Raw genomic sequence first — 25,066 nt, 5'->3', positions numbered from 1 at the left:
GTACGATCTCAGCGTCGTCGCGCCGCCGAAAGGACCCGATCCCGCTCCTTCTTGCAAGCCTCGAGGCGCACGCGGCCGAGCGGCGCCCAGCGGTCGTCGTCCGGCGCACGTTCGAGGTACGCCTCCCAGCCCTCGATGGCACGCGTGTACGCCTCGGCGCGCACGGCGCCGAGGTCGGTGGAGCGCGCCGCACTCCAGGCGCCGAGCGCGTCGTACCAGGCCTCGTCGTGCGGCGGCGAGAAGAACCAGCTCGGCTCGTGGATCTTCCGATCGTCACGATCGTAGGCGCGGGCGAGCGCGATCGAGGCGAGCGCGCCGTCGAGGTCGCCGTCGCGATCGGTGGCAACGGCGAGGCCCCAGAGGGCCGTGACGCCGTACTGGAACATCTCGATCGGCAGGAGCGAGCGGAGCGCCTGGCGGTAGCCCTGGATGGCGTCGTCGAGCCGGCCCATGCCCATGTACGACTCGGCGCGGTTGGCGAAGAGGACGGCGCGGTGATGGCCGAGCGGCTCGTGCGCGAGCGCCTCGCCGTACGCGTGGACCTCTTGATCCCGCTTGCCGAGGACGGCGTAGGCGATCGCGAGCTCGTTCCACGCGGAGGTCGTGATCGCAGGCGGCGCGCTGCCGTGCGCGACGGTGAGGAGCACGCGGATCGCCTCCTCGATGCGGCCCGGGTTCGGCGGCTTGCGATCCTGTCCGAGCCGGCGCAGCACGTGGCCGAGGCGCAAGCGCACGCGTGGATCGGGGCTCTCCGCGCCGCCCGCTTGTTCGAGCCGCTTGAGCGCTTCGAGCAGGTAGACGTCCCGCATGCGCAGGAGGTCGACGCCGGTCGCGTCGAACAGGGACTCGCTCTGCGCGAGGTCGTGCTTGAGGAGGAACTGATCGGCCTCTTCGAGCAGCGTGACGCGCGACGCAGCCGCGGGATCACGCGCCTGCGTCCACACGGAGGGCGCAGCGAGCGCCTCGCGTGGAGCGGGCATCACGAACGCGACGGCGAGCGCGAGCGCGACAAACGCGGCGCGAAGCCCCCTTCGTTTCACGGTCCCCCCTTCCCGCCCGCAGGGCGCGGCGCCTTCTTCGCGGCTTCGAGCCGCGCCCGCGCGGAGGCCGCCCACGGGGTCTTGCCGCCGGGGCCCGCGAGGTACGTCTCCCAGGACTTCACGGCCGCCGCGCCCTCGGCCGCGAGCGCTTCGAGGCAAGCCTTGTCCTCGACCGCCGCGAGGTAACTCGGTCCGCCCGCGCGCAGGCGCACGCCGGAGGCACGCGCGTCGGCGAGCGCCGCGTCGGCCTGCACGCGATCCCCGTTGCGATCGAGGACGAGCACGAGCGAGAGGAGCACGTCGCCCGAGAGCGCGCTCGGCGGACGTTGCCGCGCCTCGCGCAGGTACGCCGCGGCCTCGTCGAGCGGCGCGCGCTTCGGCTCGGTGGAAGATGCTTCGGCAGGCGCAGCCGCGCCGCCGGGCGCGCGGGCCGCCGCGACGGCCATGGAGACGTGCGCGGCTTCGAGGAGCACGGCGACGCGGCGATCGGACGAGCCGAGCAGGTCGATGCGCGGCACGAGCGCGCGGTAGACGGCGAGCGCGTCGTCGAGTTTGCCCGTGCGGCGGAGGACCTCGGCGAGGTCGTGCATCGTGGGCGGGTCCTCGACGCTGCGCGGGTCCTTGGTACGCGCCGCCTCGAACTCGCGCGCGGCATCGTCGATCTTGCCGAGCGCGAGGGCCGCGCGGGCGAGGAGCACGCGCGGGGCGGCGTGGCCGGGCAGCACCTTCTCGGCGCCCTCGGCGGCGCTCTTCGCGGCGGCCGGATCCGAGACGAGCAGCGCCTTGGCGCGCGCGACGAGATCACAATACCGTCCGAGCTCCGGCGCGCGCGCGAGCTCCCACACCGTGGGACGTCGGGACAATCCACGCCGGACGGTCGAAGCGCACTCGCGCGGACGCCCCGACGCAGCGGCTGCAGCGACGAGGCTCGCGCCTTGTCCGCTCGATGGAGGCGTCGGGGACGCGAGGACGATCGAGGCGAGGAAGACGCTCGGGATCACGCGCCGCAGTATACCGGTCCATCGCGTGACGCGCATCACGAGGTCGCTCGCGAGAGCGAACTTGGACGGAGAGAGCGCACGCATTCGTCGCGCGTTGGCCGTATCTTTCGGGCTTCGCCTCCGGCAGTCTGTAGAAGCGGAAAGAACGACCTCGAAGGGTTTCGACGTGATGGAGGGCGACCGCTGGCTCGAGCGAGGGACGCGGGTCGAGGACTACACCATCGAGGATCTCCTCGGCGAAGGTGGGTTCGGCGCGGTGTTCCGGGCGCGGAGCGACGCGGGCGTGCCCGCCGCGCTGAAGGTCTTCAAGACGACCACGGCCGAGCTCACGGCCGAGCGGCTCATCAGCCAGCAGAACGAGATCGAGGCGCTGCTCAAGCTCGATCATCCCTCGTTGATCCAGCTCTACGGCTACGGGTTCGTCGAGGGCGTGGGGTTTTACCTCGCGATGGAGCTCGCAGCGGGTGAGACGCTCGACGCGTACCTCGAGCGCGTCGGCGCGCTCGACACGCTCGAGGCGGTGCGGCTCATGCGCAAGGTGGCCGAGGCGCTCGCGCACTGCCACGCGCGCGGCGTGCTGCACCTCGACCTCAAGCCGAGCAACATCGTGATCGTCGATCCGCACGAGCCACGCGTAAAAGTGCTCGATTTCGGGCTCGCCACGCTGACGTCGAGCTGGCAGCCGGACGACACGCGCGTGACCGCGGGGACCGTGGGCTACATGGCGCCCGAGTGCCTGCGCAGCGGCCGCGCGCGGCCCGATCCGCGCATGGATCTCTACGCGCTCGGGACGATCCTGTACGAGCTCGTCTCGGGGAAGCTGCCCTTCGAGGGGCGCGGGCAGCGGACGATCATGATGAACCGGACCGTCGGCGAGATGGTGCCGCTGCGGGAGGCGTCCCCAGGCGCACCGCCGGCGATCGCGGCGCTCGTCGACGAGCTGCTCGCCCAGGATCCAGCGCAACGGCCGGGGAGCGCGGCGCAGCTCTGCGCGCGGCTGAAGGAGATCTACTACGACACGCTCCGCGGCGAGGAGCCGGACGCCGAGCGCGGGCCGCAGAGCACGCGGGCGCCGCAGAGCGTGCGCACGTCGATGCCGCCGCGGCACAACACCGAGGAGGCGGCCTTCGTGGGCCGCGAGAGCGAGCTGTCGCTGCTCGCCTCGCGCGTGCTCGGCACGACGTCGCGCGCCGCAGCGCCCGTGGTGATCGTGGGGGACGCCGGGATCGGCAAGAGCCGGCTCGTCTCGGAGCTGCTCAACGTCGTGGAGCAGGACGGTGCGGCGGTGGTGATTTACGCGCGTTGCCGCGAGCTCAGCGCGCTCATGCCGTACTCGCCGCTGCGCGAGGCGCTGAGCCGGATCGCCGCGGCCACGCGGCGCAAGAGCATCACGGGCGCGCTCGTGCAGGCCGCGATCGACGCGACCAACGACGAGGACGCGGAGCTGCTCACGGCGCTCGTGCCCGAGCTCGGCCGGGGCCTCGGCGACGCCGACGTACGAAGAACGCTGCTCCGGCCCTCGTCGGCGCGGCGCGTGGCCGAGCTCGTACGCAGGCTCGTCACGCGCATCGCCGCGGACCTGCCCGTGCTCGTGGCCATCGAGGACCTGCACTGGGGCGACGAGGCGACGCTCGCGGTGCTGGAATTCCTCTCGGGGTCCCTCGGCGGCGCGAAGGTCTTTTTGCTGGGCACGACGCGGCCTCCCCTACGCGCGGCGTGGCGCGGCGTGGAGCTCATGGATCTCGGCCCGCTCGATCGCGAGGAGAACGCGCGGCTGCTCGCCGAGTTCGCCCGCGGCGGAGACGAGTCGATCCTGCGCGAGCTCGAGCGGCACGTGCCGCTGCTCGCCGCAGGAAACCCGCTCTTCGGACTCCAGGTGATCCGCAACCTCGAAGTCGAGGGGTTCGTCGGTCGAACCGCCTTCGGCACCTTGTGCCTCGGCTCGCGCAACCTCGCCGACTACCGCGCCCCAGCCTCGATCACCGAAGCGCTCCGCCGCGGCGTCGACAGCCTCATGCCCGAATCACGCGAGGTGCTCGGCGTGGCCGCGCTCCTCGGCCGCAGCTTCCTGCGCTCGGACCTTCGCGCGCTCGGGATCTTCACGCTCGACCGCATCGATCGCGCCCTCGAAGAGGCCGAGACGCGATGCCTCGTGCTCGACGAACCGACGTCCACCTCGTTCGTGCACGACGTCGTGCTCGAACAACTCGAACGACGCGCGGTGCGCGCGGATCTGCGCCAGCACCACCTGCGCATCGCTCGCCAGCTCGAACGACGCGGCGCCGATCCCGGCACGCTCGCGCGCCACCTCGAACGCGCCGGTGAAACACGGAGCGCCGCGGACGCGTACCTCACGGCAGCCCTCGAGAGCCCCGCGAACGATCCCGGCGCCGGCCCGAAGCTCCACCGCGCGATCGAGCTCGTCGCCACGCTCCCCGCCTCCCCGGAGCAGCGCCGCATCCAGCTCGTCGCCACGGCCGAGCTCGTACGCCAGCGCTGCCTGCTCGGCGGCACGGACGAGCTGCACAAGCTCGTGGAGCGGTGCACCGCGGACACGCCCGCGGCCTCCGCCATGCTCGGCGCCGCGCTCGCCCGCGTGCACGAGGTGCGCGGCGAACTCGCCGAGGCGCGCAAGCACGCCGAGCAATCGATCGCGACGGCGGGGAAGGAGCCCGCGCTCGAACGGCACAGGTGCGCCGCGACGAACGTCCTTGGGCGCGTGGATCTCGCGCGTGGCTTCGTCGAGCAGGCCGCGCGCTCCCTCGCCGTGGGCTCTTCGCTCGCCGAGCGCGAAGGCGACCTCGTCGAGCTCTGCCACGCGCAGGGCCTCTACGGCGTGGCGCTCGGCCGGACCGGGGATCTCGACGGCGCCGAGCGCGAGATCCAGGCCGCCGCCCACCTCGCCGAGCAGCTCGCCGATCCCGCGCGGCTGCTCGGCGCGTGGCACGCGTGCGCGCTCCTCGCCGAGGCGCGGTATGATTGGGACCTCGGCGTGAGCTCCACGGCGCAGCTCCTCGCGTACGCCGAGGAGCACAAGCTCGGCGGCCATTACCTCTGCACGGGCACGCTCTACGCGGGCCGCCACCAGTTCCACGTCGGCCACCTGCACCGCGCCCGCATGCTCGTCACGAACGCGCTGAACCTCGCGCGGATCGTGGGCACGAGCCTCGGCCGCGCCCTCGGGCAAGCGTTCCTCGGCGACGTGCACCTCGTCGAGGGCCACCTCGCCGACGCGCTTCTCTCGTACGAACGCGCCATCGAGCAGGGCTCGGGCCCGAACGGCGACGAGCAGGCCGTTTGCCTCGGTCTCCTCGGCCGCATGCACGTCACCGCGCTCCGGCGCGGCGATCCGCGCGAGGTGCGTCGGATCGGGGAGGAGGCCACCTCGCGCATCATCGTGTCGGGCCAGCGCGCGCTTCTGCTCGGCGCGCTCGAGCGGTTCGCCGAGTCGCTCGCCGAGGTCCGCCTCGGCGAGGATGCGGCGAGCGTACGAGCCCGGCACGAGGCGCTCGCGCATTCGCTCGGCACGGCGAACGGCGGCTTCTGGCCGCGGATCCCGGACCTCGACGCGCGCGCCGCGGGCATGCGCGCGCGCGACTACTGGCGGAGCAAACAGGCCCGCAGCCGGACCTCGGGTCAATGGAGCTTGCCCACGCAGGCGGTCTCGCCGTCGCGCCTCCTGACGACGCGCGGACCACAGAATACAGCGGCGGCGGCCGTGGCGCCGACGGCGCAGGTGATGCCGAGCCGGACGGTGCTCGCGCCGGCGCCGCAATCGGTGGGGCTCCAAAGCACGGTGCCGCGCACGGGGCTCCTCGAAGCGCTGGCGACGGTGGAGGGGTTCGTCCCGGCGCTTTTCGAGGAGGAAGCGGGGACGTAACGGTCCTGGCCCGACGTTGCCGCGCCTTTGCTTTCCGTGTACGCAGGACGGATGATCAAAGCTCAGGGCTACGCCGCGCAAAATGCACAGTCTGGCCTCGCGCCGTTCACGTTCGATCGGCGTGACCCCAGCGACCACGACGTCGTCATCCAGATCCTCTACTGCGGGGTCTGCCATTCCGACATTCATCAGGTCCGAGGCGAGTGGGGCAATTCGACGTTTCCCATGGTGCCGGGCCACGAGATCGTCGGCCGCGTGACCGGGACCGGCAAGGGCGTCACGAAGTTCCGCCAGGGAGATCTGGTCGGCGTCGGCTGCTTCGTCGATTCGTGCCGCGAATGTGGGAGCTGCAAAGAAGGCGTCGAGCAGTTCTGCGAGGGCGGGATGGTCCTCACGTACAACGGCGTCGAGCGCGACGGCAAAACGCCGACGTTCGGCGGGTACGCGAGCACCATCGTGACGGACGAGAACTACGTGCTCCGCGTCCCGGAGGGCCTCGATCCCGCGGCCGCGGCGCCTCTGCTCTGCGCGGGCATCACGACCTATTCGCCGCTGCGGCACTGGAAGGTGAGCGCGGGGCAGCGGGTCGGCGTCGTCGGGCTCGGCGGACTCGGGCACATGGGCGTGAAGTTCGCCGCGTCGTTCGGCGCCGAGGTCACGGTGATCAGCACGTCGGCGCGGAAGGAAGCCGATGCGCGTCGGCTCGGCGCGAACCATTTCCTCGTGAGCAGCGATCCGAGCGCGCTCGCAAAGCAGGCGGGGTCGTTCGACTTCATCCTCGACACCGTCTCGGCGACGCACGACATCAATGCGCTCCTCGGCCTGCTCCGTCGCGACGGCACGATCGTGCTCGTGGGCGCGCCGGAGAAGCCGCTCCCCATCGGGGCGTTTGGCCTCGTCATGGGGCGCAAGACGCTCGCGGGTTCCTTGATCGGCGGCATCAAGGAGACGCAGGAGATGCTCGATTATTGCGGCGAGAAGGGGATCACCTCCGACGTCGAGGTGATCCCGATGCAGCAGGTCAACGAAGCGTACGACCGGACCGTCAAAGGCGACGTTCGTTATCGCTTCGTCATCGACATGAAGAGCCTGTCCGTTTGACCTTCAAGCAAATGCGTCCCTGAGGACGATCGTCTCGTCCCGCCGCGGCCCCACCGACACCAAGAACACCGGCACGCCGATCTCGGCTTCGAGGTAGCGCACGTAGTCCTGCGCGGCCTGGGGCAGCTCTTTCATCGTCCGCGCGTGGGAGAGCGGCTCGCGCCAGCCCGGCCGCTTTTCGTACACGGGCTTCGCCGCTCCGACGTGCCGGATCGGCAGCTCCTTCGTGCGCCCCTCCGGCGTGTCGTACGCGACGCACACCTCGATCGAGTCGAGCCCCGAGAGCACGTCGAGCTTCGTCACCGCGAGCCCGTCGAGCCCGTTCACCCGCGCCGCATACCGAAGCGCCGGCAGGTCGAGCCAACCCGTTCGCCGCGGCCGACCCGTCACCGAGCCGAACTCGCCTCCCGCGACCCGCAGCCGCTCGCCGACATCGTCCGAGAGCTCCGTCGGGAAGGGCCCCTCGCCCACGCGCGTCGCGTAGCCCTTCGTGATCCCGAGGACCCGCTTGATCCGCGTCGGCCCCACGCCCGCGCCCACACACGCGCCGCCCGCCACCGCCGACGACGACGTCACGAACGGGTACGTCCCGTGATCCAGGTCGAGCAGCGTCCCCTGCGCGCCCTCGAACATCACGCGTTCGCCCTTCTGGATCGCCTCGTTCGCGAGCACCGCCGTGTCCGCGAGGAGCGGGACGATCCGCGGCGCGAGCGCGCGAAGCTCCGTCATCATCGCGGACACGTCCGGCATCTCGCCGCCAAGCTCGCGCACCACCGGGCCCCACGTGCTCGCCGCCCGCGCGAGCTTCTGCGCGAGCCCGTCGAGATCCGCGAGATCCCCGACGCGGATCCCGCGCCGCGCCGCTTTGTCCTCGTAACACGGCCCGATGCCGCGCTTCGTCGTCCCGATCTTCTGCCCGTCCGTCGCGGCTGCCTCGCGCAGGCCGTCGACGAGCCGGTGGTAGGGCAGGATGAGGTGCGCGAGGTCCGAGACGAAGAGCCGCCCGCGCGTCGCGTGGCCCTTCGCTTCGAGTACGTCGAGCTCCGACACGAGCACGGCCGGATCGACCACCATGCCCTGCGCCATGATGCATCGCGCCTGCGCCCGGAGAATCCCGCTCGGCACGAGCCGCACGACGATCTTGTCGTCGCCCACGACGAGCGTGTGCCCGGCGTTTGGCCCTCCGGCGAAGCGCACGACCACGTCCGCGCTCTCCGTGTACAGGTCGACGATCTTGCCTTTTCCTTCGTCCCCCCACTGGGCGCCGACGATCACGACCGCGGACATCCGGCCTCCTTGCGTGCTGCTCGGTCCGTCACGAGCCGGAACGTTAGTACACTCCCCGCAGCCGTCCCACCCATGAGCCGCTCGATCGTCCCGATCCCGCCCGGGCTCCGCCTCCTCGCGCTCCCCACCTGCCGGGACGTCGCGCTCGTGGCCGCGCTCGTCACCTCGGTCTCGGTCGCCGCAGGCCTCGTCCGTTCGATGCCGCTCCTCCTCGCGCCGAGCGTGCCCGCGCGGCTCGGCTTGCCGTTTGCCCGCGCCGCGCTCGCCATCTCGCTCGAAGTCGCCCTCGTGCTCGCCCCTCCCCTCGGCGCAGCGCTCGCGGCGGCTCGGCTCGTCGATCGCGGCGAGGCGCGCGCCGTCTTCGCCCTGGGCGCTTCGCCGCGATCGCTCGTCGCTTCGGCCCTTCCCGTTTGGCTCCTCGTGTTCGTCCTGTCCGCCCTCGCCTCGCTCGCGTGGGGCCTCGAAGCCGAAGCGCCCGGCCGGCTCGCCTCGCGCCTCCTCGCGGACGGCCGCGCCGCCTGCGTCGATCGAGCCGCGCGGGATCCCCAAGTCCCGCACGCCGCGACGGTCCCGATGGCCGAGGCCACCTGGATCTGCTTGCCCGGCGAGCCCCCGCGCCTCGTCATGAGCCCTTCCCTCCTCGGCGGCTCCGCGCTCGCGGCGCGCTCGATCGAGCTCTCCGCCGATACGGCTTCCCTCGTGGCCGACGACCTCGTCCTTGCTTTGCCCTCGAACGAGACGACCGGCCCCATGACCGTCCGTGTCGCCCGCGCCTCGGTCCGCGGCCTCCTGCCCCTCGGCCGCCCCTCGAACCTCCGCGCCCCCGTGCGGGCCGCGCTCCTCGGCGCGACGTCGGCGGCGAGCGCCCTGCTCACGAGCCTCGCCGTGCTCGTCTCCTCGATCCGCGGCCGCGCGCTCGCCCTTTTCGTCGGCCTCTCCGGCCCGGCGCTCGCGCTCCTCGTCCTTTCGGCGCTCGAACGCGAAAAGAGCTCGCTCCTCGCTTATGGCCTCGTCCCTGCGCTCGGCCTGCTCGGTCCGCTCCTGGCGGCCCGGTTCGCGCGAATTCTCGCATCACGCCGCGCCCCGGGCGCATGACGAAAGAAGACGGCGGATCCAGCGACCCGCGTCCCCTTCACCCGCGATCCTGTGGCCTTGGCGTCCATTGCCGGAGGCGCCCGAGGATGGTACGGGTGGAGTGGACGCGGGAAGCTCGACGCTTCCCCGGGCAGGAGCACGACCATGGGCCGACTGAGCATCACCGAACTCCTTCTCATCCTGGGCGTCGCTCTGCTCTTGTTCGGCGCCGGGCGCATCTCCGACATCGGCAAGGGCCTCGGCGAGGGCATCCGAAACTTCAAGAAGGGCCTCAAGGACGAGGACCAACCCCCGCCGAAGCAGCTCCCGAAGAAGGACGAAGAGGGCGGCGAGAAGTCGACGTCGTAGGCGCGTCGGCCCGCGCTCTTTCTTTCCAGGCGGGGGGTTCGGGGGCGGCGCTCGGCTGGTCCGAGCGGAGCCCCCGAGCGTTGGCCGAGGCGGCCGCGTAGCGCGTGGTCGACGCGGACGCCCCGAGGCCTATACTCGGGGAATCGTATGAAGATCCTCGAGCGTCTCGGGAAGATCGGCATCGCGTTTGCCACGTTCGCCATCGCTGCGTTTTTCGCGGTGCAGTTCGGGGCGGGCGGTCTGTGGCGCGGATTCGAACCCGCCCTCGCCGTGACGGGCGGCAGCCCCACGACGAAAGCGCCCTACGATTTGACGCGGCTCGAAGCCGTCAACGAGACGCTCAAGCTCATCCGCGACAAGTACGTCGAGCCCGGACGGGTCAAGCCGAAAGAGATGCTTCTTTCGGCTTTGAACTATGTCCAGCGTGACGTCGCCCAGGTGATCGTCGTGAACGACGATCCGAACGAGGTGACCGTCCGCGTCGAGACGGCGGAGAAGAAGTTCCGCATCGACAACGTGCAGGGCCCCTGGGACGTATCGGCGCGCCTCCGCGAGGTCTTCGCGTTCCTCCAGAAAAACCTGCGCGGCACCGAGGTCGATCTGCGCGAGGTCGAGTACGCGGCGTGCAACGGCATGCTCCACACGCTCGACCCGCACTCGGTCTTTTTGAGCCCCGAGGCCTACAAGGAGATGAACCTCTCCACGTCGGGCCATTTCGGCGGCCTCGGCATCGTGATCTCGATCCGCGATCAGGTCCTCACCGTGATCAACCCGATGCCGGACACGCCGGCGGGGCGCGCGGGCATCAAGCGTCACGATCGGATCGTCAAGATCAACAACGAGTCGACGCTCAACATGCCGCTCGACGACGCCGTGCGCCGCCTGCGCGGCGACCCCGGGACGAAGGTCACGGTGTGGGTCACGCGTGACGGCGAGCAAGGCTGGCAGACGCCGAAGCCCTACGATCTCGTGCGTGAGGTCATCAAGGTCCGCTCCATCGAGTCGCGCCCGCTCGAGGCCTCGGGCATCGGCTACGTGCGCATCAAGAACTTCCAGGCGACGACGTCGACGGAGCTCGACCTCGCGCTCGACGATCTGCGAACCAAGGGCTCGCTGAAGGGCCTCGTGCTCGACCTGCGCGGCAACCCCGGCGGCCTGCTCGATCAAGCCACGCGCGTCGCCGACAAGTTCCTCGCCGACGGCGTCATCGTCTCCACCGTGGGCGCCTCCGAGGGCCGCGACGAGAAGAAGGCCAAGAGCCCCGGCACCGAGCCTACGTACCCGATCGTCGTCCTCGTCAACGGCAACTCCGCCAGCGCGAGCGAGATCGTCGCGGGCGCGCTGAAGAACCACGATCGCGCGGTCATCGTCGGCTCGACGACGTTCGGCAAGGGCAGCGTGCAGCTCGTCTTCCCCGACGTCACGCCGGAGAAGGCCGCGCTCAAGCTCACGATCGCGCAGTACCTCACGCCCGGCGACGTCTCGATCCAGGGCGTCGGCGTTACGCCCGACATCGAGCTCGATCCGATGACGGTCGACGAGCTCGAGATGGATCTCACGATCCAGAAGGACGGCCTGCGCGAGCGTGATCTCTCGGCGCACCTGACGAACGGCAAGGCCCAGCCCGGGTCGAAGCCGCGCGAGGTCGTGCGCTACCAGCTCACGAGCACCGAGCGCGAAGATATGCGCGAGCGTGGCGGCGAGACCGACGACGACTTCCGCGTGGACTTCCCGATCCGCTTCGCGCGTGACCTCGCGCAGCGCATGCCCCCCGGCGCCGCGCGCAACACGCAGATCGACGCCTCGCGCGACTACATCGAGAAGGCGCGCAAGGACGAGCTCGACAAGGTCGCCGCGGAGCTGTCGAAGCTCGGCTACGACTGGTCCGACGCACCCGAGGGCGCGCAGGGCCCGGCGAAGAGCGACCTCGAAGTGAAGGTCGAGACCGACCGCGCGAACAACGAGGTGACGGCGGGCGAGCCCATGAACCTCTCGGTCACGGTGAAGAACAACGGCAAGCAGCCGATCTATCGCCTGCGCGCCTCCACCGAGAGCGACAGCGGTTACCTCGACGGCAAGGAGCTCGTCTTCGGCAAGATCGCGCCCGGCCAGAGCAAGACCTCGAAGGCGCCACTCGGCTGGTGCGAGGTCGAAGGCCGCAAGGTCGGCACGACGAAGCCGCGCCTCGCGAACCAGAAGCGCATCTGCAAGATCCCGATGGACGCGCTGAGCCGCGCCGACGGCGTGAAGGTGAAGTTCGAGGCCGCGGGTGGCTTCGAGCCCACGCCGGCCGAGTTCCGCCCGACGATCCGCGCCCTCGAGCGCCCGCTCTTCCAGTACGCCTACCAGATCGTCGACGACCGCAGCGGCAACGGCGACGGCCGCATCCAGCGCGGCGAGGGCGTGTCGATGTACCTGACCGTGAAGAACGTCGGCAAGGGCCGCTCGTTCGAGACGCAGGCGAACATCGCGAACCTCTCGGGCGAGGGCCTGCTCCTGCGCGCCGGCCGGTTCGACATCTCGAACATGAACCCCGGCGACGTGCGCAAGGTGGTCTTCACGTTCGACGTGCAGCCCGAGCTGCAAGACACCGAGGCCACGCTGAGCCTGTCCGTCGGCGATCGCGACCTGCGCGAGGTCGCCACGGAGAAGGTGAAGATCCCCGTCGGCAGCCCGATCACGATCGCGAAGGCCACGGGCACGGCGAAGGCCGGCCTGCAGGGCGCGACGCTGTACGCAACGGCGGACGCGAACGGGCTCGTCTTCGGCAAGCTGCGGCCCGGCGAGACCGTGGCGATCACCGGCAAGGCGAGCGACTTCTACAAGGTCGACCTCGGTTCGAGCCGCTTCGCCTTCGTGCTCGCCGCGGAAACGGCGCAGGGCAGCGGCTCCGCGTCCGTCACGCCGTCCTTCGAGGACGTCTACTCGAAAGCGCCGCCGACGCTCGACGTGAGCGCCTCGGCCATGGCCACGCGCGACGAGAAGGTGAAGATCACGGGCGCCGCCTCCGACGGCGAGCGCTTGCTCGACCTCTATGTCTTCGTTGGTTCGCGCAAGCTCTACTACAAGTCGAACCGCGACGGCGCCGACCCCAAGAAGGCGACGTTCGAGTTCGATGCGCCGCTCCGGCCGGGCGTGAACGTCATCACGGTCGTCGCGCGTGAGAACTCGGACACGATGACGCGCCGCACGCTCGTCGTGCGCAAGGATGGTACCGACGGCACGATCCTGAAGACGCCGAAGACGGACGATCCGGTCGCCGAGTGGCTCGGCGAAGCGGCGCTCCCCGAGGATTGACCCCCGAGAATCACCCCGAGTACGTTGGTCTGTCGTGGGACTTCTAGCCTGGCTCGGCCTCAAGCGAGGGGACACGTATCCAAATGTGGATGCGCTCCTCGCGGAGCTGCGCCGCGCCCTACCTGACGACGAGAGCGTCGTTCTTCGTTACATCGCTGCGGTGGTCGTCCTGCTCGGCAAGGTCGCGGGCGTGGACGGCCGCCTCACCGAGGGGGAAGAACAAACGCTCCGCGGCCTGCTCGCGCACATCGAGGGCTTGTCCCCCGAGGCGATCGAGGCCGTCACGCACGCCCTCAAGGGCAAGCTTCCGGCGCTGCGCGACGAAGAGCTCGCGCTCTGCGTGCGTGAGCTCAAGACTCTCTGCGACGGCCGCGAGCGCGTCGAGGTGATCCGGCTCCTCGCCAAGGTCGCGGTGGCGGATGGAAGGCTCTCGCCCGCCGAGCGCGCGGAGCTGCACCACGTCGCCGCGGATCTCGGCGTGCCCGAGAGCGAGCTCGCCGCCGTCGAGGAAGAAGTCGGCTGATGCTTCGCGCGCGTCTCCCCTCTCCCGCGAGGGAGAGGGGTTCGGCGTGAAGGCGTCGTTCCGCTAGCTCTTCGCGCTGCGCGCCGCGCGCTGCTTCATCGCCGTGAGGGCGACGAACAGGACGAACGTCACGGCCCCGCCGACCGCGAGGAACATCCCTGCGTTGAACACATAGTGCAGGTCGCGCGCTCCCCCGAGGCCCATCACGAAGATGCCGAACAGCGCGAGGCCTGCGCCGATCACCGGATCGGGCCCCTCCGCCTTCCTCGTGTCGAGCGCTTCCCCGGCACCTTCCTCGTCGCCGCCGGCTCCGTGCAGCCCGTCTGCGCTCTCGTCCATGCGCACCTTCCTTGCTCGATCCCAGTCTAGCGCAGACTCGGCGTTCCACGAAGCGCTGGCGGCGCGGGACCTGTGCGCGCACGATGGCGCACGTGTCTCCTGGTCCCGCGTCCTTCGGCGGCCGTCTGGTCGTCTCCTTCGAGAGCCGGCGTGCGCCCGAGATGGCCTCGCTCGTCGAGCGCCACGGCGGTGAGCCCGTCCGTGCGCCTGCGCTCCGGGAGGTCGGTCTCGACGCGCCGGAGGGCGCCCTCGCGTTCGCCGAGGCCCTCGCCGCAGGCACGATCGACGTCCTCGTCCTCATGACCGGCGTCGGCACCCGCGGCCTCGCCGAGGCCGTTGCGCCCGTGCTCGATCGCGTTGCGTTCGCCGCTGCGCTCGCCCGTGTGACCGTCGTCGCGCGGGGGCCGAAGCCTGCCGTCGCGCTTCGGGAGCTCGGCGTCCCCGGTTTCGTCACGGTCGCCGCGCCGAACAGCCATCGGGAGGTCCTCTCCGCACTCGACACACGAGGCCTGCTCGTGGGGAAGCGCGTCGCGGTCCAGGAGTATGGCGTTCCGAACGCTGCGCTCCACGAGGGCCTCGCCGCGCGTGGCGCCGAGGTCCTGCCCGTTTCCGTCTATCGTTACGCCTTGCCCGAGGACACGGCGCCGCTCCGCAGCGCACTTCGGAGGCTCGCGACCGGCGAAATCTCGATTGCCCTCTTCACGAGCCGCGCGCAGGTCGAGCATGCGCTGCTCGTCGCGGCCGAGGAGGGGATCGACGGCCCTGTTCGGGAGGCGCTCGGGCGCGGCCTTCTTGGATCGATCGGCCCTGTCTGCTCGGAGGCGCTCCGGCAGGAGGGGCTCAGCCCTGACGTCGAGCCGGAGCATTCCAAAATGGGCCACCTCGTCAAAGAGGCGGCGAATCGCGCCGACGAGATCCTCGCGCGAAAGGGCCGCCCGTAACGCCGGGCGCGGCCCCTCGAATCATTCGTCTTCGTAATCGCTGCGGGCGACCTGGGGCTCCTTGCCCGTCTTGGATTCGACCACGTGGCCGACGTTCAAGACCTCGGCGCGATAAATGACCGAGCCGTCCTCGGCCGCGATCTCGCCGGAGAGGTCGCCCCAGGGGAATTTGTCACTCACGACCGTGGTGAGCGTCGCCTTCTTTTCGCCGATCTTCACGCGGAAGCTCGTGCGCTTCGCGGGCAGCATGTCGTTGCCCATCACGGCGACCACGTGCTCCGAGCCGAGGGCTTCCTCGTTCTCGTCGGCGACGACCATCGTCTTGCCCATCAGCGCCTCGTATTCGTCGACGCCGGCCGCGACGAGCTTGCCTTTTTCGATGCGCTGGACCGAGAGCACCTCGCCGCGCGTCTCGGCCGTATCGCTCAGACGCACGCGGAGCTCGCTCTTCTCCTTGCCTTCTTCGAGGATGAAGTCGATCAGGAGCGAATTCTTGTCGCGGCCCACGACGCGCTCGGTGAGCGTCACGGGCGCCTTCTGGAAGCTGCCCGAGAATCGATAGACCACGTAATCGCCGACCTCGCGACGACCCTCCACAGGCGCCTGCTCCTCCTCGGCGGCCTCGGGCTCGGCCTTCGCGACCGTTTCTTTTTGCTCGGTGACGACGGGCGCGGGCTTTTCCGGGGCGAGCGCTTGCGTGCGGACCGCGGCTTTGCCGCAGCCCATGGCGAGGAGCGATACGAGGGCGGGGAGCAGGATCCGATTCATGCGCATCGGGTACATCCGCCGGGCCGATCGGGACCAGTTTTGTGCGATCCGAAGATCGCCGCCGGTTGGTCCCCTCAACCTGGTTCAACGCAGATCCACCCTGGGGCATCTGTCATCCACCCCCTCACCGCGAGGGCGTCTTCCGGGCCTCGTTCGTACGGCTCGGGTGCAAACGCACAGGCAGAGCGGATGGCGCAGGGCGTGCAAGAGCGTTTGGGGCTTCTCGCCGCTCGGCGACTCGGCCATTCTCGACCCATGGGCATCCTTGCGACGATGAAACCAAAACAGCAATACTTTCGAGCGATTGCCATCGGACTTGGGGCGCTCGCGGTCGCGGCCTCCGCGGTCTCCGCAGGCTGCGTCGAGGCGCCCTCGGGCCTCGCGCCTGGACCGACGGGCGGCGGCGCAGAGGATGGTGGCCCCAGCGACGGCGGCGGGCTCCCCGTCGTCAGCGGGCGGGACCTTTTCGAGTCCATGCAGGCCGACCTGATGAGCGCGTGTGGCCTTTGCCACGACGTCGCGGGGCTCGCCGACACGCCCTTCCTCGCAGGGCCGGATCGTTATCAATCGTTCGCGAGCTGGCCCGGGATTGTCTCGACGGACCCCACGCATAGCCTCTTGCTCACGTACGCATTGACGGGCAAGGGGCATAGCGGGACCAACCTCGATTCGCCGGCGCTGAAAGAGACGCTCTTGCCGAAGGTCAAGGCATGGCTCGCGCAGGAGGCGAAGAACTTCTCGGAGCCGCCGCCGCAGGCCGGCCCGCACATCGATCCGTTCGTGCCCATCATGGGCTTCAATGCGATTTACCTCGGCGCGCTCGGGCCTGAATTCGAGGGCATGGCCGTCACGTTCCAGGCCGACGTGCTCGCCGAGACGACGCTCGAGCTCACGAACATCGAGCTGCACCCGACCTCGAAGACGGGCTTGAAGATCGTCCACCCGCTCTGGGTCGTGCACCCGCTCGGCAAGGACCCGAATCCGGATCCGGTCGACAGCTTCTCGAACGTGGACACGATTTACCAGATCGGCGAATCCGGCCCGCTCGGCCCCGGCACGCTGATCCTCGTGAACTGGTCGACGGACGCGAAGCTCTCGCTCGCGTTCGAGCTCATCGAGAAATACGAGCCGGCGTCGCCCGACGCGGGGGACGGCGGGCCCACGGGCGGATGCAAGGACGTCCCCTCGTTCGAGGCCAATGCACGGCAGCAGCTCATGACCTGCCTGAATTGCCACGGCGGTGGCAATGGTCAGGCCGTCGCGGCGGTCGACATGACGGCGCTCCAGAGCGACGCGGCGAAGGCGTGCGGGCAGATCAGGAATCGCGTCAACCCGAACGACCCGCCCGCGAGTCAGCTCTTCATCACCACGAATCCCGGCGGGAATGCCGCGCATCCGTTCAAATTCGGCGGGCAGGGCGGCGCGTTCAACACCTTCCGCGACAACGTATCCATCTGGATCGCAGCGGAGAAATGATGAGGACGAAAGGTAGGCGGCCATGAAGCGGACCAGAATGCTCACCTTGCTCGCCGCGCTCACGGCGGGCGCGTGCTCGAGCTCGGGGCCTAGTGGCCTCGAGCCGCCGTCGGGAGACAATTCGACCGGCGACCCCGACAACACCACCAGCGGGAACCCGACGACGAGCGGCGACCCCGAGGCGCCCCCGATCCCGGACAAGACCGTGCTCGACGATCGGGTCACGAGCTACACGGAGGCCCTGCGCACGGCGTCGCTCAAGCTCGTGCGAAACCTCCCGACGCTCCAGCAGATCAAGAACGTCGAGACCGCGACCGATCAGCGCGCCGCGTACGAGGCCGAGATCGACGCGCTGCTCGCCGATCAGCGTTTCACCTCGCGCATGATCAAATGGTGGCGCGATACGATGCGCCAGGGCGGCGGCGCCCAGGACAACAAACCGAGCCGCGACACCGCGCCCGTGTTCGCGACGCGCGTGATGATCGAGGAGAAGCCGTACACCGACCTCTTCACGGCCAGCACGAACACCTGCCCGACGTACGACGGCGGGACGAACACGTTCAACGACGGCAATTGCGACAACGGCGTCCCCACGCACGCCGGCGTGCTCACGAACCCCGGCGTCATGATGCAGTTCTACGGCAACATGGCGTTCCGACGCGTGCGCTGGGTGCAGGAGGTCTTCGTTTGCACGAAGTTCCCGGCCGAATACGCGGCGGAGCCGAGGCAGGTCAACGGCGCCGATTACACCGGCCCCTGGCCCTTTGAATCGGTGGGGACGGCCCCGATCAATTTCCAGGACACGTCGTCGGTCGTCTGCGCGAACTGCCACGTGACGCTGAACCGCGTCGCGCCGCTCTTCGCGAACTTCAACATGAACGGGCAATGGATGAACGACAGCCAGGTCGAGACCCCGACCGTGCCCGATCCGCAGAAGACGGTCATCTCCCATTGGCTCCGCAATGGCGAGAGCACGGCCTGGCGCTTCGGCGAACCTGTCGCGGACCTGCCCGCGCTCGGCCAGGCCATGGCCGCGGACACGGACGTCCACGATTGCGCGGTCGCGCGCATGTACAACTTCGCGATGTCGAAGGAAGACATCGTCTCGGACCTCGCGACGGTGCCGCCCGCGGTCCTCAAGCCCTACGTCGAGGAGTTCCTCGCGAATGGCATGAACCTGAAGAAGACGCTGCGCACGATCCTGCTCAGCGAGGACTTCACCAAGTTCTAGGCGCATGCGGAAAGAAAGGAGAGAGACCATGAATCGCATCATCTCGATGTTCCTCCGCGGCGCGCCGATTGCTCTCGCCGCCGGCCTCTTCGCGACGGCCTGCGTGCAGGAGCCGCCGTCCGGAAACCTCTCGCGGCCGTCCCCCGTCATCGACGATCCGACCACGGACTTCGAAAACCAGCCGGGCGTCTTCGCGGGCGACGAGGACAACACGCACAGCCACATGGGCGACCTCGGCGAGGGCGTCTTCAAGGATCCGTTCGAGGTCCTCGCGCAGCGCCAGGAAGAGGGCCCGCCGGAGGTGCGCACGCGCCTTCATTCGTGCCAGAAGCTGCAAAACGCGGCGCTCCAGAATATGCTCGTCTCGCTCGGCGTGAACATCGACGCGACGGCGCAGGTGCCCACCGCGGGCCAGCTCTTCAAGGGCGGCGGCGGCGCGCTCGGCGCGGCGACCTACGACGCCCGCGTCGGCGAGGCGGTCGTGTGGAGCGCGGCCGGCGCGGCGAAGCTCTTCGACATCTTCGTGCAAGCGGCGCCCGAGATCATCGCGAACCTGCCGAACGTCGACCAATGCAAGGTCGGCGGCGTCGGGACCGAGATGTTCGACGCGAACAACCAGTGCAATCGGGACGCCATCGCCTGCATCACGGGTCGCCCCGCGACCGACTCGCACGTCGCGATCTGCAACAAGGTCGTGACGAGCGCCTCCGATGTGGAAAAAGGCAAGCGAATTGCGGTCGGTACGATGATGGCCGCAGCCCATTCGTGCGAGTGACGGAGGAGACCATGGTCGACGACAAGCTCAAGAGCCTCCAAGGCAATGCCCGGCGCAACTTCCTGCGCTGGACCACCGCAATGGGCGCCGTCCTCGCGCTCGATCGCGCGAAGGTGCTCGACGTCATCGCGGACTCGGCCGGCACGGCCATGGCCGACGACGCGTGCGCCGCGACGAACCGCTCGGTCCACCTCGTGGCGGGCGACGGCGGATTCGCGTGGTTCCAGCTCCTCTGGCCCCACACGCAAATCGCCAAGGCGAACAACGACAACTTCGCCTTCCACGCGTTCGGCCAGACGGAAGACGCGAAGGACACGGACAAACCGTTCGTCTACGCGCCCCAATCCCCCTGGAGGAACCTCGACAAGCGCAAGCGCATCTCGGCGTTCATGGCCGGGACGAACCAGACGCACACGCCGACGCCCGGCTCCGCCGCGACGCTCGGCAATGGCGTCAGCATGCTCGCCACGGCCGCCGCCATTCAGCGACAAACCCCGTCGCTCTTGCCGGTCATCGCGATCAACCCGCTGAACTTCGGCGCCGCCCCGGGCGCGCCGCAGGTCGCCACGGTGAACAATGCGGGCGGCATGGTCGATCTCTTCGACAGCGCGGCGTCGCGCGTGACGCTCGCCGTCGAGGAGGACGCGGCGCTCTTCGAGGCCTATTACAAGGCGTTCGTCGGCCTCAATGCGGCCGCCGGCCGCCCGACGTGGTCGAGGCAGCTCCGCGTGGGCAAGACGAGCGCGAACTTCCTCGGGAAAAACCTCTCCGCGCAGCTCGCGCCGTCGGCCGACGACCTCACCCGCTACAACATCGGACAGGGCACGCCGAACCGCCTCGCCGAGATTGGCCGCGCCTTCATCACGACGGCGCGCGCCTTCAAGCTCGGCCTGACGCAAAGCGTGATGATGCCGGCCATGCGCGACGACCCGCACGGGGCGTTCAATGACATGAACAACCTGCGCAACACGGTCGCGCAGCTCGGCAAGATGTTCGACGAGTTCATGAACGACCTCGCCGCCATCCCCGACCCGGTCTGCACGGCGCGCAACCTCGCCGACAACATCGTCATGACGGTGCACGGCGATACGCCGAAAAACCCGCGCGACCGCGGCGGCTGGCCCGACGGGACGCCGAACAACTCGAACTGGCTCTACGTCATGGGCAATGGCTTCACGAAGACGGGCTGGTTCGGCGGCGTGCGGGCCGACGGCAGCACGGACGGCTTCGATCCCACGACGGGCGAGAACGTGCCGGGCCAGCAGAGCAATGCGACGAGCGCGGCGGCGGGCGCGGCCGTGGCCTTCGCGGTGGCCAAGGGCGACATGCGCCGGGTGCAGGACTTCTACACCGGTCCGAGCATCAAGGGCATCGTGAACGAGAACCCGGTCTGAAGACCGGTGGGGGGTTTTCGGGACAACCCGAAAGCCCCCTCGCCTCGATCGCGCAGCTCATTCCGGAAGTCGAAACGACGATTTTCGATCTTTCGGGCTGCCCGGCGCGCGCCCGCGCTGACAGACGACCTCGCCATTCTGCGTGAGGATACAAATCGCTACGTGGGACATGGCCACGCTCGTGGCCTTCGGCAGGTCAAGGCGCACGGGCGTCTGACCGGTCGCCGACGCGGGGATCACGCTCGTTTGCCCCCAGCACCACACGGAATTCGCTTCGTCCACCGCGCAGGTCGCGCTCGGGCTCGCGGCGACGTCGAGGACCTTCCCGAGGCCGACCGGCGCCACGGGCGTCGCGCTCACGCGCGCGGGCTCGTTTTCGGCCGCGCCCTGGGGCAGGCGCGGGCCGCCATTGCCGAGAGCGCCATACAGATCCTCGCCCCAGCAGCGCAATTCGCCTGTCTGCAAGCGCGCGCAGACGTGCGCCACCGCTGCCGCGACCTGCGCCGCGGGCCCCGGCAACACGGCCGTGCCCTCGGCCATCACGAACCGCTTCGTCTTCGCGTCGAACGCGCCCTTTACCGCCACCCGACCGTCGCCGAGGATCCCCACGTCGCTGTCATTCACCCGGCATTGCACGGCGCCCTTGTCGTCGAGGACGCACGCATAATAGCGGTCCATGTTCCAGCCTGCCGCGCGCGCCCGGATCGATTTCACGTCGTACGCGGACACGCACGCATCACCTCGAATCGGGCAGCGGGTCTGGACGAGCTGGCCCTCCGGCGTGATCGCGCCGGGGACCGGGGAATCGACGAGGGACGCATACCGACGTTTCCCGAGCGGGCCCTTGAGCGGATTCGGCGCGCCCGCGACGAGCCTGTTTCCCTCGTGGAGGTCGAGCGGAATCTCGACGACGCTCCCGTCGCGCCGGAGCGCGACCACGCGCACGAGGTTCACGCTGATGTCGAGGGCGTCCTGGATCGGCAACGCAATGGGCGCCGTTTCGCCGACGACCCAGCAAGAGACCGCGCCGCCGCGGGTCCGCGCGCAGGCGATGGGATGGTCCTTGTCCACGTCGGCGCTCAGCCGGACCTGCGCCACGTCGGCGAGGCCGGCCACGGGCGCGGCCGCGCTGGGCTCGCCGAACCGACCGTCGCCGAATTGCCCTCGATCGCCGATTCCATGGCATTCGATCCGGCCGTCGGGAAAACCTCCACAGCCGACTTCGCTGCCCATATGATGCGCCACGGCGAAGAGTGGCGGCCGGGCCTCGAAATGCCGTCGCCACGCCGGGGGCGCATCGCTGAAATCGTCGAGGTAGAGCTTTTCTTCGATGGGGCACGCGCGCCCTTTCGGGCCGAGGAAGCAGCCGTCTTCGTCGATCGCGGTCGCGCCTGCGGGCGCGGGGATCGTCTCGATACTGCTCCGACAAACCGGTACGCCCGGGGCCGGGAGGGTTTGCCCACAAACGAAAATGCTCTTGATGGCGCGAGGCCGATGGCCATCGCGGAACGGGACGAGCTGCTCGATGCGGCGCAGCGTGCCGCCGAACAACGTGCTGTTTCCCGGACCTGCCTCGACCTCGACAACGATCGTGTCGCCTCCCAGCGCCACATCACGCGCTTTGCCAGGCAGCGGCACCACGCGCGGCGCCCGCCAGCGCCCTTCGCCCCAGCAAGTGAGGGACCCGTCGCCGACGATGGCGCACGTGGCGCGGCCGCCCGCGGCAATGCGGGTCGCGCCCGTGATCCCCTCGATCAGCCGCGGCGCGGCGATCGCCTGATCGTCGACGTTGCCCGCCTGAAAATCCTCGTTATGGCCCCAGCAGAGGACCCGACCGTCGCCGCGCAGCGCGCAGAAATGCCTCTCGCCGGCCACGAGCGCGCGCAGGCGCGGGGCCGCCGTCGGGGCGGCGGCAGGCGCGTCGACCTTCTCCGCCTCGCGCGCGGGCTTTGGGCTCGGTTGTCCGCAGCCCGCGGCGGCCAGGACGAGCAGCGCAGCAAAAGGAGGGCCGTATCGCGTCATGCGACGACGATACACCGCGGAAGATGAGGCTGGCTGTGAATTACGAGAGCTTGCCCTTGCTCACGAGGTCGTCGAACGCGAGATCGAAATCGTCGCCGAGAAGCTCCGCGCCAGCCGCCTTCGCCTGCTTGGCCGGGACCGGGTTCGGCTCCAGCCGGCGAATACGATCCTGCACACCGCCGCGCGGCTCTCGATAGTTCGGGTCGATCTGCCCGACACGCTTGAAGTAATAGAGCGCCTGCTCCGGGTTTTTCCGGGCCTCATACGCGTCCGCGAGCTCGTACGCGAGCGCGAGCTCCTGCTCCCGCGTCTTCTGCCGCGCCTCGAGCCCGCGCAGGAACGCGTCGATCGCCGCGTCGACGTTGCCGAGCTGCAGGTGGATCATCCCGATGACCGAACGGCACACGCATTCGCGGGACGGGTCCCGCGCCGCGACCTCGAATTCATGGATTGCGTCCATGTACATGCCCATCTCGCGATAGGCGACGCCGAGATCGTAATGCGTGGCCGAATCCGCGTCCGAGATCTGCGCCTGAACGCCCTGCTTGAACTCGTCGAAAATCTTCTCGACGTTGACGCCGGGGAACTCGGGCGGCGCCGCTGCGGCCTCGGGCGCGAACTCCAGGTCATTGATCATGTCCTGGATCTCTTTGAAGTCGTTGTCGGCCGGGTACTCGCTCTTCTTCGTGATGATCCCGCTGCCGCCGCCCGGCAGATCCGGCACGTACGAAGGCCGGCCCATCTGCTCGAGCTCGGCGCGCTTGTAAAGCAGGAGCGGGTGGTTCGGCAGGAGCGCGAGCTGCTCGTCGAGCATGGCGCGCGCGTCGTCGAGCATGCCTTGGTTGGCGTAGAAATCGATCTGCTCGAGGACGTCCTCGTCGAGCGTGTGCCCCGTCTGGCTCCGCGTCGGCGCAGGCGGATGCTGCGGCGGCGCGTACGGCTGCGCCGGGTACTGCGGCTGCTGCGCGTAGGCCTGATGCTGCTGCGCCTGGACGCCCGCGAACGGATCATCGAGCGCGCCGAGTTGCCCCTGCGGCTGCGCGTACGGATACGCTTGCTGCGGGTAGACCTGCTGCGGCTGCGGCGCATCGACCTGGTAGCCGAGCGCGCGCAGCATCTGGATCGCCTCGGGCTGCGACGCATCCATGAGCAGGATCTCGTCGAGCAGCTCCGCCGCCCTCTTCACGTCGCCTTCGACGCTCAGGCGCTGCGCGAAGATCAGCATCTGGCGGATCGCGCCTTCCTCGTCGCCCGCCTCCTTGAGCACGTCGACGAGCCGCGATCGCAGCTCGTGCGAGGTGGGCACCATGGCGACGGCGTCGAGCAGGATCGCGATCGCCGAGGGGTAGTCGTACTGGCTGCGGTACGCCTCCGCCCGCTGCATGTACTGCCGCGCGCGGAGCGCCTCGTCGTCGTGGTGCGAGGGCTGGAGCGGGATCGGCGGCTCCGAGTCGGGCGGCAGATCGTCGACGTCGACGTAGTCGTCGCCCACGACGATGACCGAGTCGTCCTCGACCTGCTTGCGCGGCGGCGCGGGCCGCTGCGCCGCGAGCTGCCGGACCGCGTCGTCGTTCGGCGCGCGCGCGAGGAGCGCGTCGACGAGCTCGTTGAACTCGTCGTTTTTCTTGGCTTCCTTCGCGAGGCGCGCGGCCTCCTTCAAGACCTCGGTCGCCTTCGGCCCCTGCCCGAGTTTGTCGAACGCCTTCGCCAAGAGGCCGAGCGTCTCGAGGTCCTTCGGGTTCTCCTTGAAGGAGATCTGGAGCTTCGCGAGCGCGGTCATCGCGTCGGTTTGCTGCGCGCGCTCCAGGTACATCCTCGCCGCGACCTTGGCGTACTTGCCGTCGGGCTTGATCGCGAGCAGCCGGTCGAGGACCTTCATCGCGTCGTCGCGCCGGCCGATCTTGACGAGGACCTCCGCCGCTTGTCCGAGCTGCCCGATCGCCGCCGGCGTGTCCTTGATGCGGCTGTACGCCTCGGCGAGGCGCAGGCGCGGCACGGGGTTTTGCGGGTCGAGATCGACGACCTTCTTCAGCGGCTCGATCGCCTCGCGATCCTTGTTCGCCTTGTGCAGCCGGTTCGCGATGTCGTCGTACGTCGCGGCCGCGTCGCTCGTCAGGCCGAGCTGCGTGTAGAGCTCCGCGAGGCGCGGCAAGACCCAGCCAAACCGTTCGAGGAGCTTCGGCGCGCGCTTGTCGATGATCTCCAGGATCTGACGGTAGACGCGGATCGCCTTGAGCGGCTCGGGCGGCTTCTGCTCGATGTAGAGCCGCGCCACGACCTCGTACGTCTCGATGGCCTCGGCGTACTGCTCGATCTTGAGGTGGCAGTCGCCGATCTTGAGCAGGACCCGGACGTCCTTCGGATCTTCGGCGATGAGCCTCTGGAACTCGGCAATCGCTTTGTCCCAGCGCTTTCCTTCGACGAACTTCTGCGCTGCTCGGAGCACCTTGTCGCGATCGACCGCCACGGCGATGGGATTCTCCTCGAGAGAGCGACCGGGGACGACGCGACGCGACGCTTCGCGCCGCCTCATCCACGATTCATCATC

At 69.5% G+C, this 25,066-nt stretch carries 18 protein-coding genes; 11 read left to right on the top strand and 7 right to left on the bottom strand.

What is annotated here, in order from left to right:
* Positions 1-8 precede the first annotated feature (8 nt).
* Both QHF89_RS01160 and QHF89_RS01155 read right to left on the bottom strand, forming a co-directional pair.
* Positions 9-1,040, bottom strand: coding sequence for a tetratricopeptide repeat protein (locus QHF89_RS01160; RefSeq protein ID WP_136965237.1), 1,032 nt, complete (start codon positions 1,038-1,040; stop codon positions 9-11).
* Entirely contained in the window at positions 1,037-2,041 is a 1,005-nt protein-coding gene (locus QHF89_RS01155) for a tetratricopeptide repeat protein (protein WP_136930428.1), read from the bottom strand. Before QHF89_RS01155 ends, QHF89_RS01160 begins: the two co-directional genes overlap by 4 nt.
* 169 nt (positions 2,042-2,210) lie before the next feature.
* Between QHF89_RS01155 and QHF89_RS01150 the strand changes: the two genes are divergently transcribed.
* On the top strand, positions 2,211-5,921 hold the full coding sequence (locus QHF89_RS01150) for a serine/threonine-protein kinase (RefSeq protein WP_284719929.1): 3,711 nt from the start codon (positions 2,211-2,213) through the stop codon (positions 5,919-5,921).
* Positions 5,922-5,972: 51 nt separating this feature from the next.
* On the top strand, positions 5,973-7,022 hold the full coding sequence (locus QHF89_RS01145) for an NAD(P)-dependent alcohol dehydrogenase (protein ID WP_136965235.1): 1,050 nt from the start codon (positions 5,973-5,975) through the stop codon (positions 7,020-7,022).
* A 3-nt stretch (positions 7,023-7,025) separates the two neighbouring features.
* Here the strand turns inward: QHF89_RS01145 and QHF89_RS01140 are convergent, their stop codons facing one another.
* Positions 7,026-8,309: an adenylosuccinate synthase gene (locus QHF89_RS01140; RefSeq protein WP_136965234.1), complete on the bottom strand. Its 1,284-nt coding sequence runs from the start codon at positions 8,307-8,309 to the stop codon at positions 7,026-7,028.
* 72 nt (positions 8,310-8,381) lie between these two features.
* On the opposite strand from QHF89_RS01140, the gene QHF89_RS01135 reads away from it, so the two are divergent.
* From QHF89_RS01135 to QHF89_RS01120, 4 genes are all read left to right on the top strand, one after another.
* Complete coding sequence (locus tag QHF89_RS01135; protein ID WP_136965233.1) at positions 8,382-9,404, top strand: hypothetical protein; 1,023 nt, start codon at positions 8,382-8,384, stop codon at positions 9,402-9,404.
* Between the two features lie 144 nt (positions 9,405-9,548).
* Positions 9,549-9,752, top strand: coding sequence for a twin-arginine translocase TatA/TatE family subunit (tatA, locus tag QHF89_RS01130; protein ID WP_136930433.1), 204 nt, complete (start codon positions 9,549-9,551; stop codon positions 9,750-9,752).
* Between the two features lie 147 nt (positions 9,753-9,899).
* Complete coding sequence (locus QHF89_RS01125) at positions 9,900-13,049, top strand: MXAN_5808 family serine peptidase (RefSeq protein WP_136965232.1); 3,150 nt, start codon at positions 9,900-9,902, stop codon at positions 13,047-13,049.
* 34 nt (positions 13,050-13,083) lie between these two features.
* Positions 13,084-13,572, top strand: a complete 489-nt coding sequence (locus tag QHF89_RS01120; RefSeq protein ID WP_136930435.1) for a tellurite resistance TerB family protein — start codon at positions 13,084-13,086, stop codon at positions 13,570-13,572.
* 63 nt (positions 13,573-13,635) lie between these two features.
* Here QHF89_RS01120 and QHF89_RS01115 read toward each other — a convergent pair whose 3' ends face one another.
* Positions 13,636-13,911 carry a hypothetical protein gene (locus QHF89_RS01115; protein ID WP_136930436.1) on the bottom strand — a complete coding sequence of 92 codons (276 nt, stop codon included), beginning with the start codon at positions 13,909-13,911 and terminating at the stop codon, positions 13,636-13,638.
* A gap of 92 nt (positions 13,912-14,003) precedes the next feature.
* Here QHF89_RS01115 and QHF89_RS01110 point away from each other — a divergent pair, with 92 nt between their 5' ends.
* The gene (locus QHF89_RS01110) at positions 14,004-14,852 is read left to right on the top strand and encodes a uroporphyrinogen-III synthase (RefSeq protein WP_284719886.1); all 849 of its coding nucleotides are present in this window, start codon (positions 14,004-14,006) and stop codon (positions 14,850-14,852) included.
* A gap of 21 nt (positions 14,853-14,873) precedes the next feature.
* Here QHF89_RS01110 and QHF89_RS01105 read toward each other — a convergent pair whose 3' ends face one another.
* Positions 14,874-15,620 (bottom strand): hypothetical protein, encoded by a 747-nt coding sequence (locus tag QHF89_RS01105; RefSeq protein ID WP_136965231.1) that lies wholly within the window; start codon positions 15,618-15,620, stop codon positions 14,874-14,876.
* A gap of 273 nt (positions 15,621-15,893) precedes the next feature.
* On the opposite strand from QHF89_RS01105, the gene QHF89_RS01100 reads away from it, so the two are divergent.
* The 4 genes from QHF89_RS01100 to QHF89_RS01085 are packed head-to-tail and all read left to right on the top strand — an operon-like array spanning position 15,894 to position 20,496.
* A complete protein-coding gene (locus tag QHF89_RS01100) occupies positions 15,894-17,096 on the top strand; it encodes a hypothetical protein (RefSeq protein ID WP_136965230.1) in 1,203 nt (400 codons plus the stop codon).
* Positions 17,097-17,118: 22 nt separating this feature from the next.
* The gene (locus tag QHF89_RS01095; RefSeq protein WP_136965229.1) at positions 17,119-18,327 is read left to right on the top strand and encodes a DUF1549 domain-containing protein; all 1,209 of its coding nucleotides are present in this window, start codon (positions 17,119-17,121) and stop codon (positions 18,325-18,327) included.
* Between the two features lie 28 nt (positions 18,328-18,355).
* Positions 18,356-19,102, top strand: coding sequence for a hypothetical protein (locus tag QHF89_RS01090; protein ID WP_136965228.1), 747 nt, complete (start codon positions 18,356-18,358; stop codon positions 19,100-19,102).
* Between the two features lie 11 nt (positions 19,103-19,113).
* Positions 19,114-20,496: a hypothetical protein gene (locus QHF89_RS01085; RefSeq protein WP_136930441.1), complete on the top strand. Its 1,383-nt coding sequence runs from the start codon at positions 19,114-19,116 to the stop codon at positions 20,494-20,496.
* Between the two features lie 57 nt (positions 20,497-20,553).
* Here QHF89_RS01085 and QHF89_RS01080 read toward each other — a convergent pair whose 3' ends face one another.
* Both QHF89_RS01080 and QHF89_RS01075 read right to left on the bottom strand, forming a co-directional pair.
* Positions 20,554-22,518, bottom strand: a complete 1,965-nt coding sequence (locus tag QHF89_RS01080; RefSeq protein WP_136965227.1) for an RCC1 domain-containing protein — start codon at positions 22,516-22,518, stop codon at positions 20,554-20,556.
* A gap of 40 nt (positions 22,519-22,558) precedes the next feature.
* Complete coding sequence (locus QHF89_RS01075) at positions 22,559-24,985, bottom strand: tetratricopeptide repeat protein (protein ID WP_136965226.1); 2,427 nt, start codon at positions 24,983-24,985, stop codon at positions 22,559-22,561.
* Positions 24,986-25,066: the final 81 nt, after the last annotated feature.

The organism is Polyangium sorediatum (genome assembly GCF_029946465.1).
GTDB lineage: Bacteria > Myxococcota_A > Polyangia > Polyangiales > Polyangiaceae > Polyangium > Polyangium fumosum.
Note: the sequence above shows the minus strand (reverse complement) of the source record. Positions and strands in the feature narration are given on the sequence as shown.

What these genes read in the sequence shown, in the direction of transcription:
- QHF89_RS01150 (WP_284719929.1), top strand. Translation starts at nt 2,211, where the DNA reads ATGGAGGGCGACCGCTGGCTCGAGCGAGGGACGCGGGTCGAGGACTAC.
- QHF89_RS01145 (WP_136965235.1), top strand. Translation starts at nt 5,973, where the DNA reads ATGATCAAAGCTCAGGGCTACGCCGCGCAAAATGCACAGTCTGGCCTC.
- QHF89_RS01140 (WP_136965234.1), bottom strand. Translation starts at nt 8,309, where the DNA reads ATGTCCGCGGTCGTGATCGTCGGCGCCCAGTGGGGGGACGAAGGAAAA.
- QHF89_RS01135 (WP_136965233.1), top strand. Translation starts at nt 8,382, where the DNA reads ATGAGCCGCTCGATCGTCCCGATCCCGCCCGGGCTCCGCCTCCTCGCG.
- tatA (WP_136930433.1), top strand. Translation starts at nt 9,549, where the DNA reads ATGGGCCGACTGAGCATCACCGAACTCCTTCTCATCCTGGGCGTCGCT.
- QHF89_RS01125 (WP_136965232.1), top strand. Translation starts at nt 9,900, where the DNA reads ATGAAGATCCTCGAGCGTCTCGGGAAGATCGGCATCGCGTTTGCCACG.
- QHF89_RS01115 (WP_136930436.1), bottom strand. Translation starts at nt 13,911, where the DNA reads ATGGACGAGAGCGCAGACGGGCTGCACGGAGCCGGCGGCGACGAGGAA.
- QHF89_RS01105 (WP_136965231.1), bottom strand. Translation starts at nt 15,620, where the DNA reads ATGAATCGGATCCTGCTCCCCGCCCTCGTATCGCTCCTCGCCATGGGC.
- QHF89_RS01100 (WP_136965230.1), top strand. Translation starts at nt 15,894, where the DNA reads ATGAAACCAAAACAGCAATACTTTCGAGCGATTGCCATCGGACTTGGG.
- QHF89_RS01095 (WP_136965229.1), top strand. Translation starts at nt 17,119, where the DNA reads ATGAAGCGGACCAGAATGCTCACCTTGCTCGCCGCGCTCACGGCGGGC.
- QHF89_RS01090 (WP_136965228.1), top strand. Translation starts at nt 18,356, where the DNA reads ATGAATCGCATCATCTCGATGTTCCTCCGCGGCGCGCCGATTGCTCTC.
- QHF89_RS01085 (WP_136930441.1), top strand. Translation starts at nt 19,114, where the DNA reads ATGGTCGACGACAAGCTCAAGAGCCTCCAAGGCAATGCCCGGCGCAAC.
- QHF89_RS01080 (WP_136965227.1), bottom strand. Translation starts at nt 22,518, where the DNA reads ATGACGCGATACGGCCCTCCTTTTGCTGCGCTGCTCGTCCTGGCCGCC.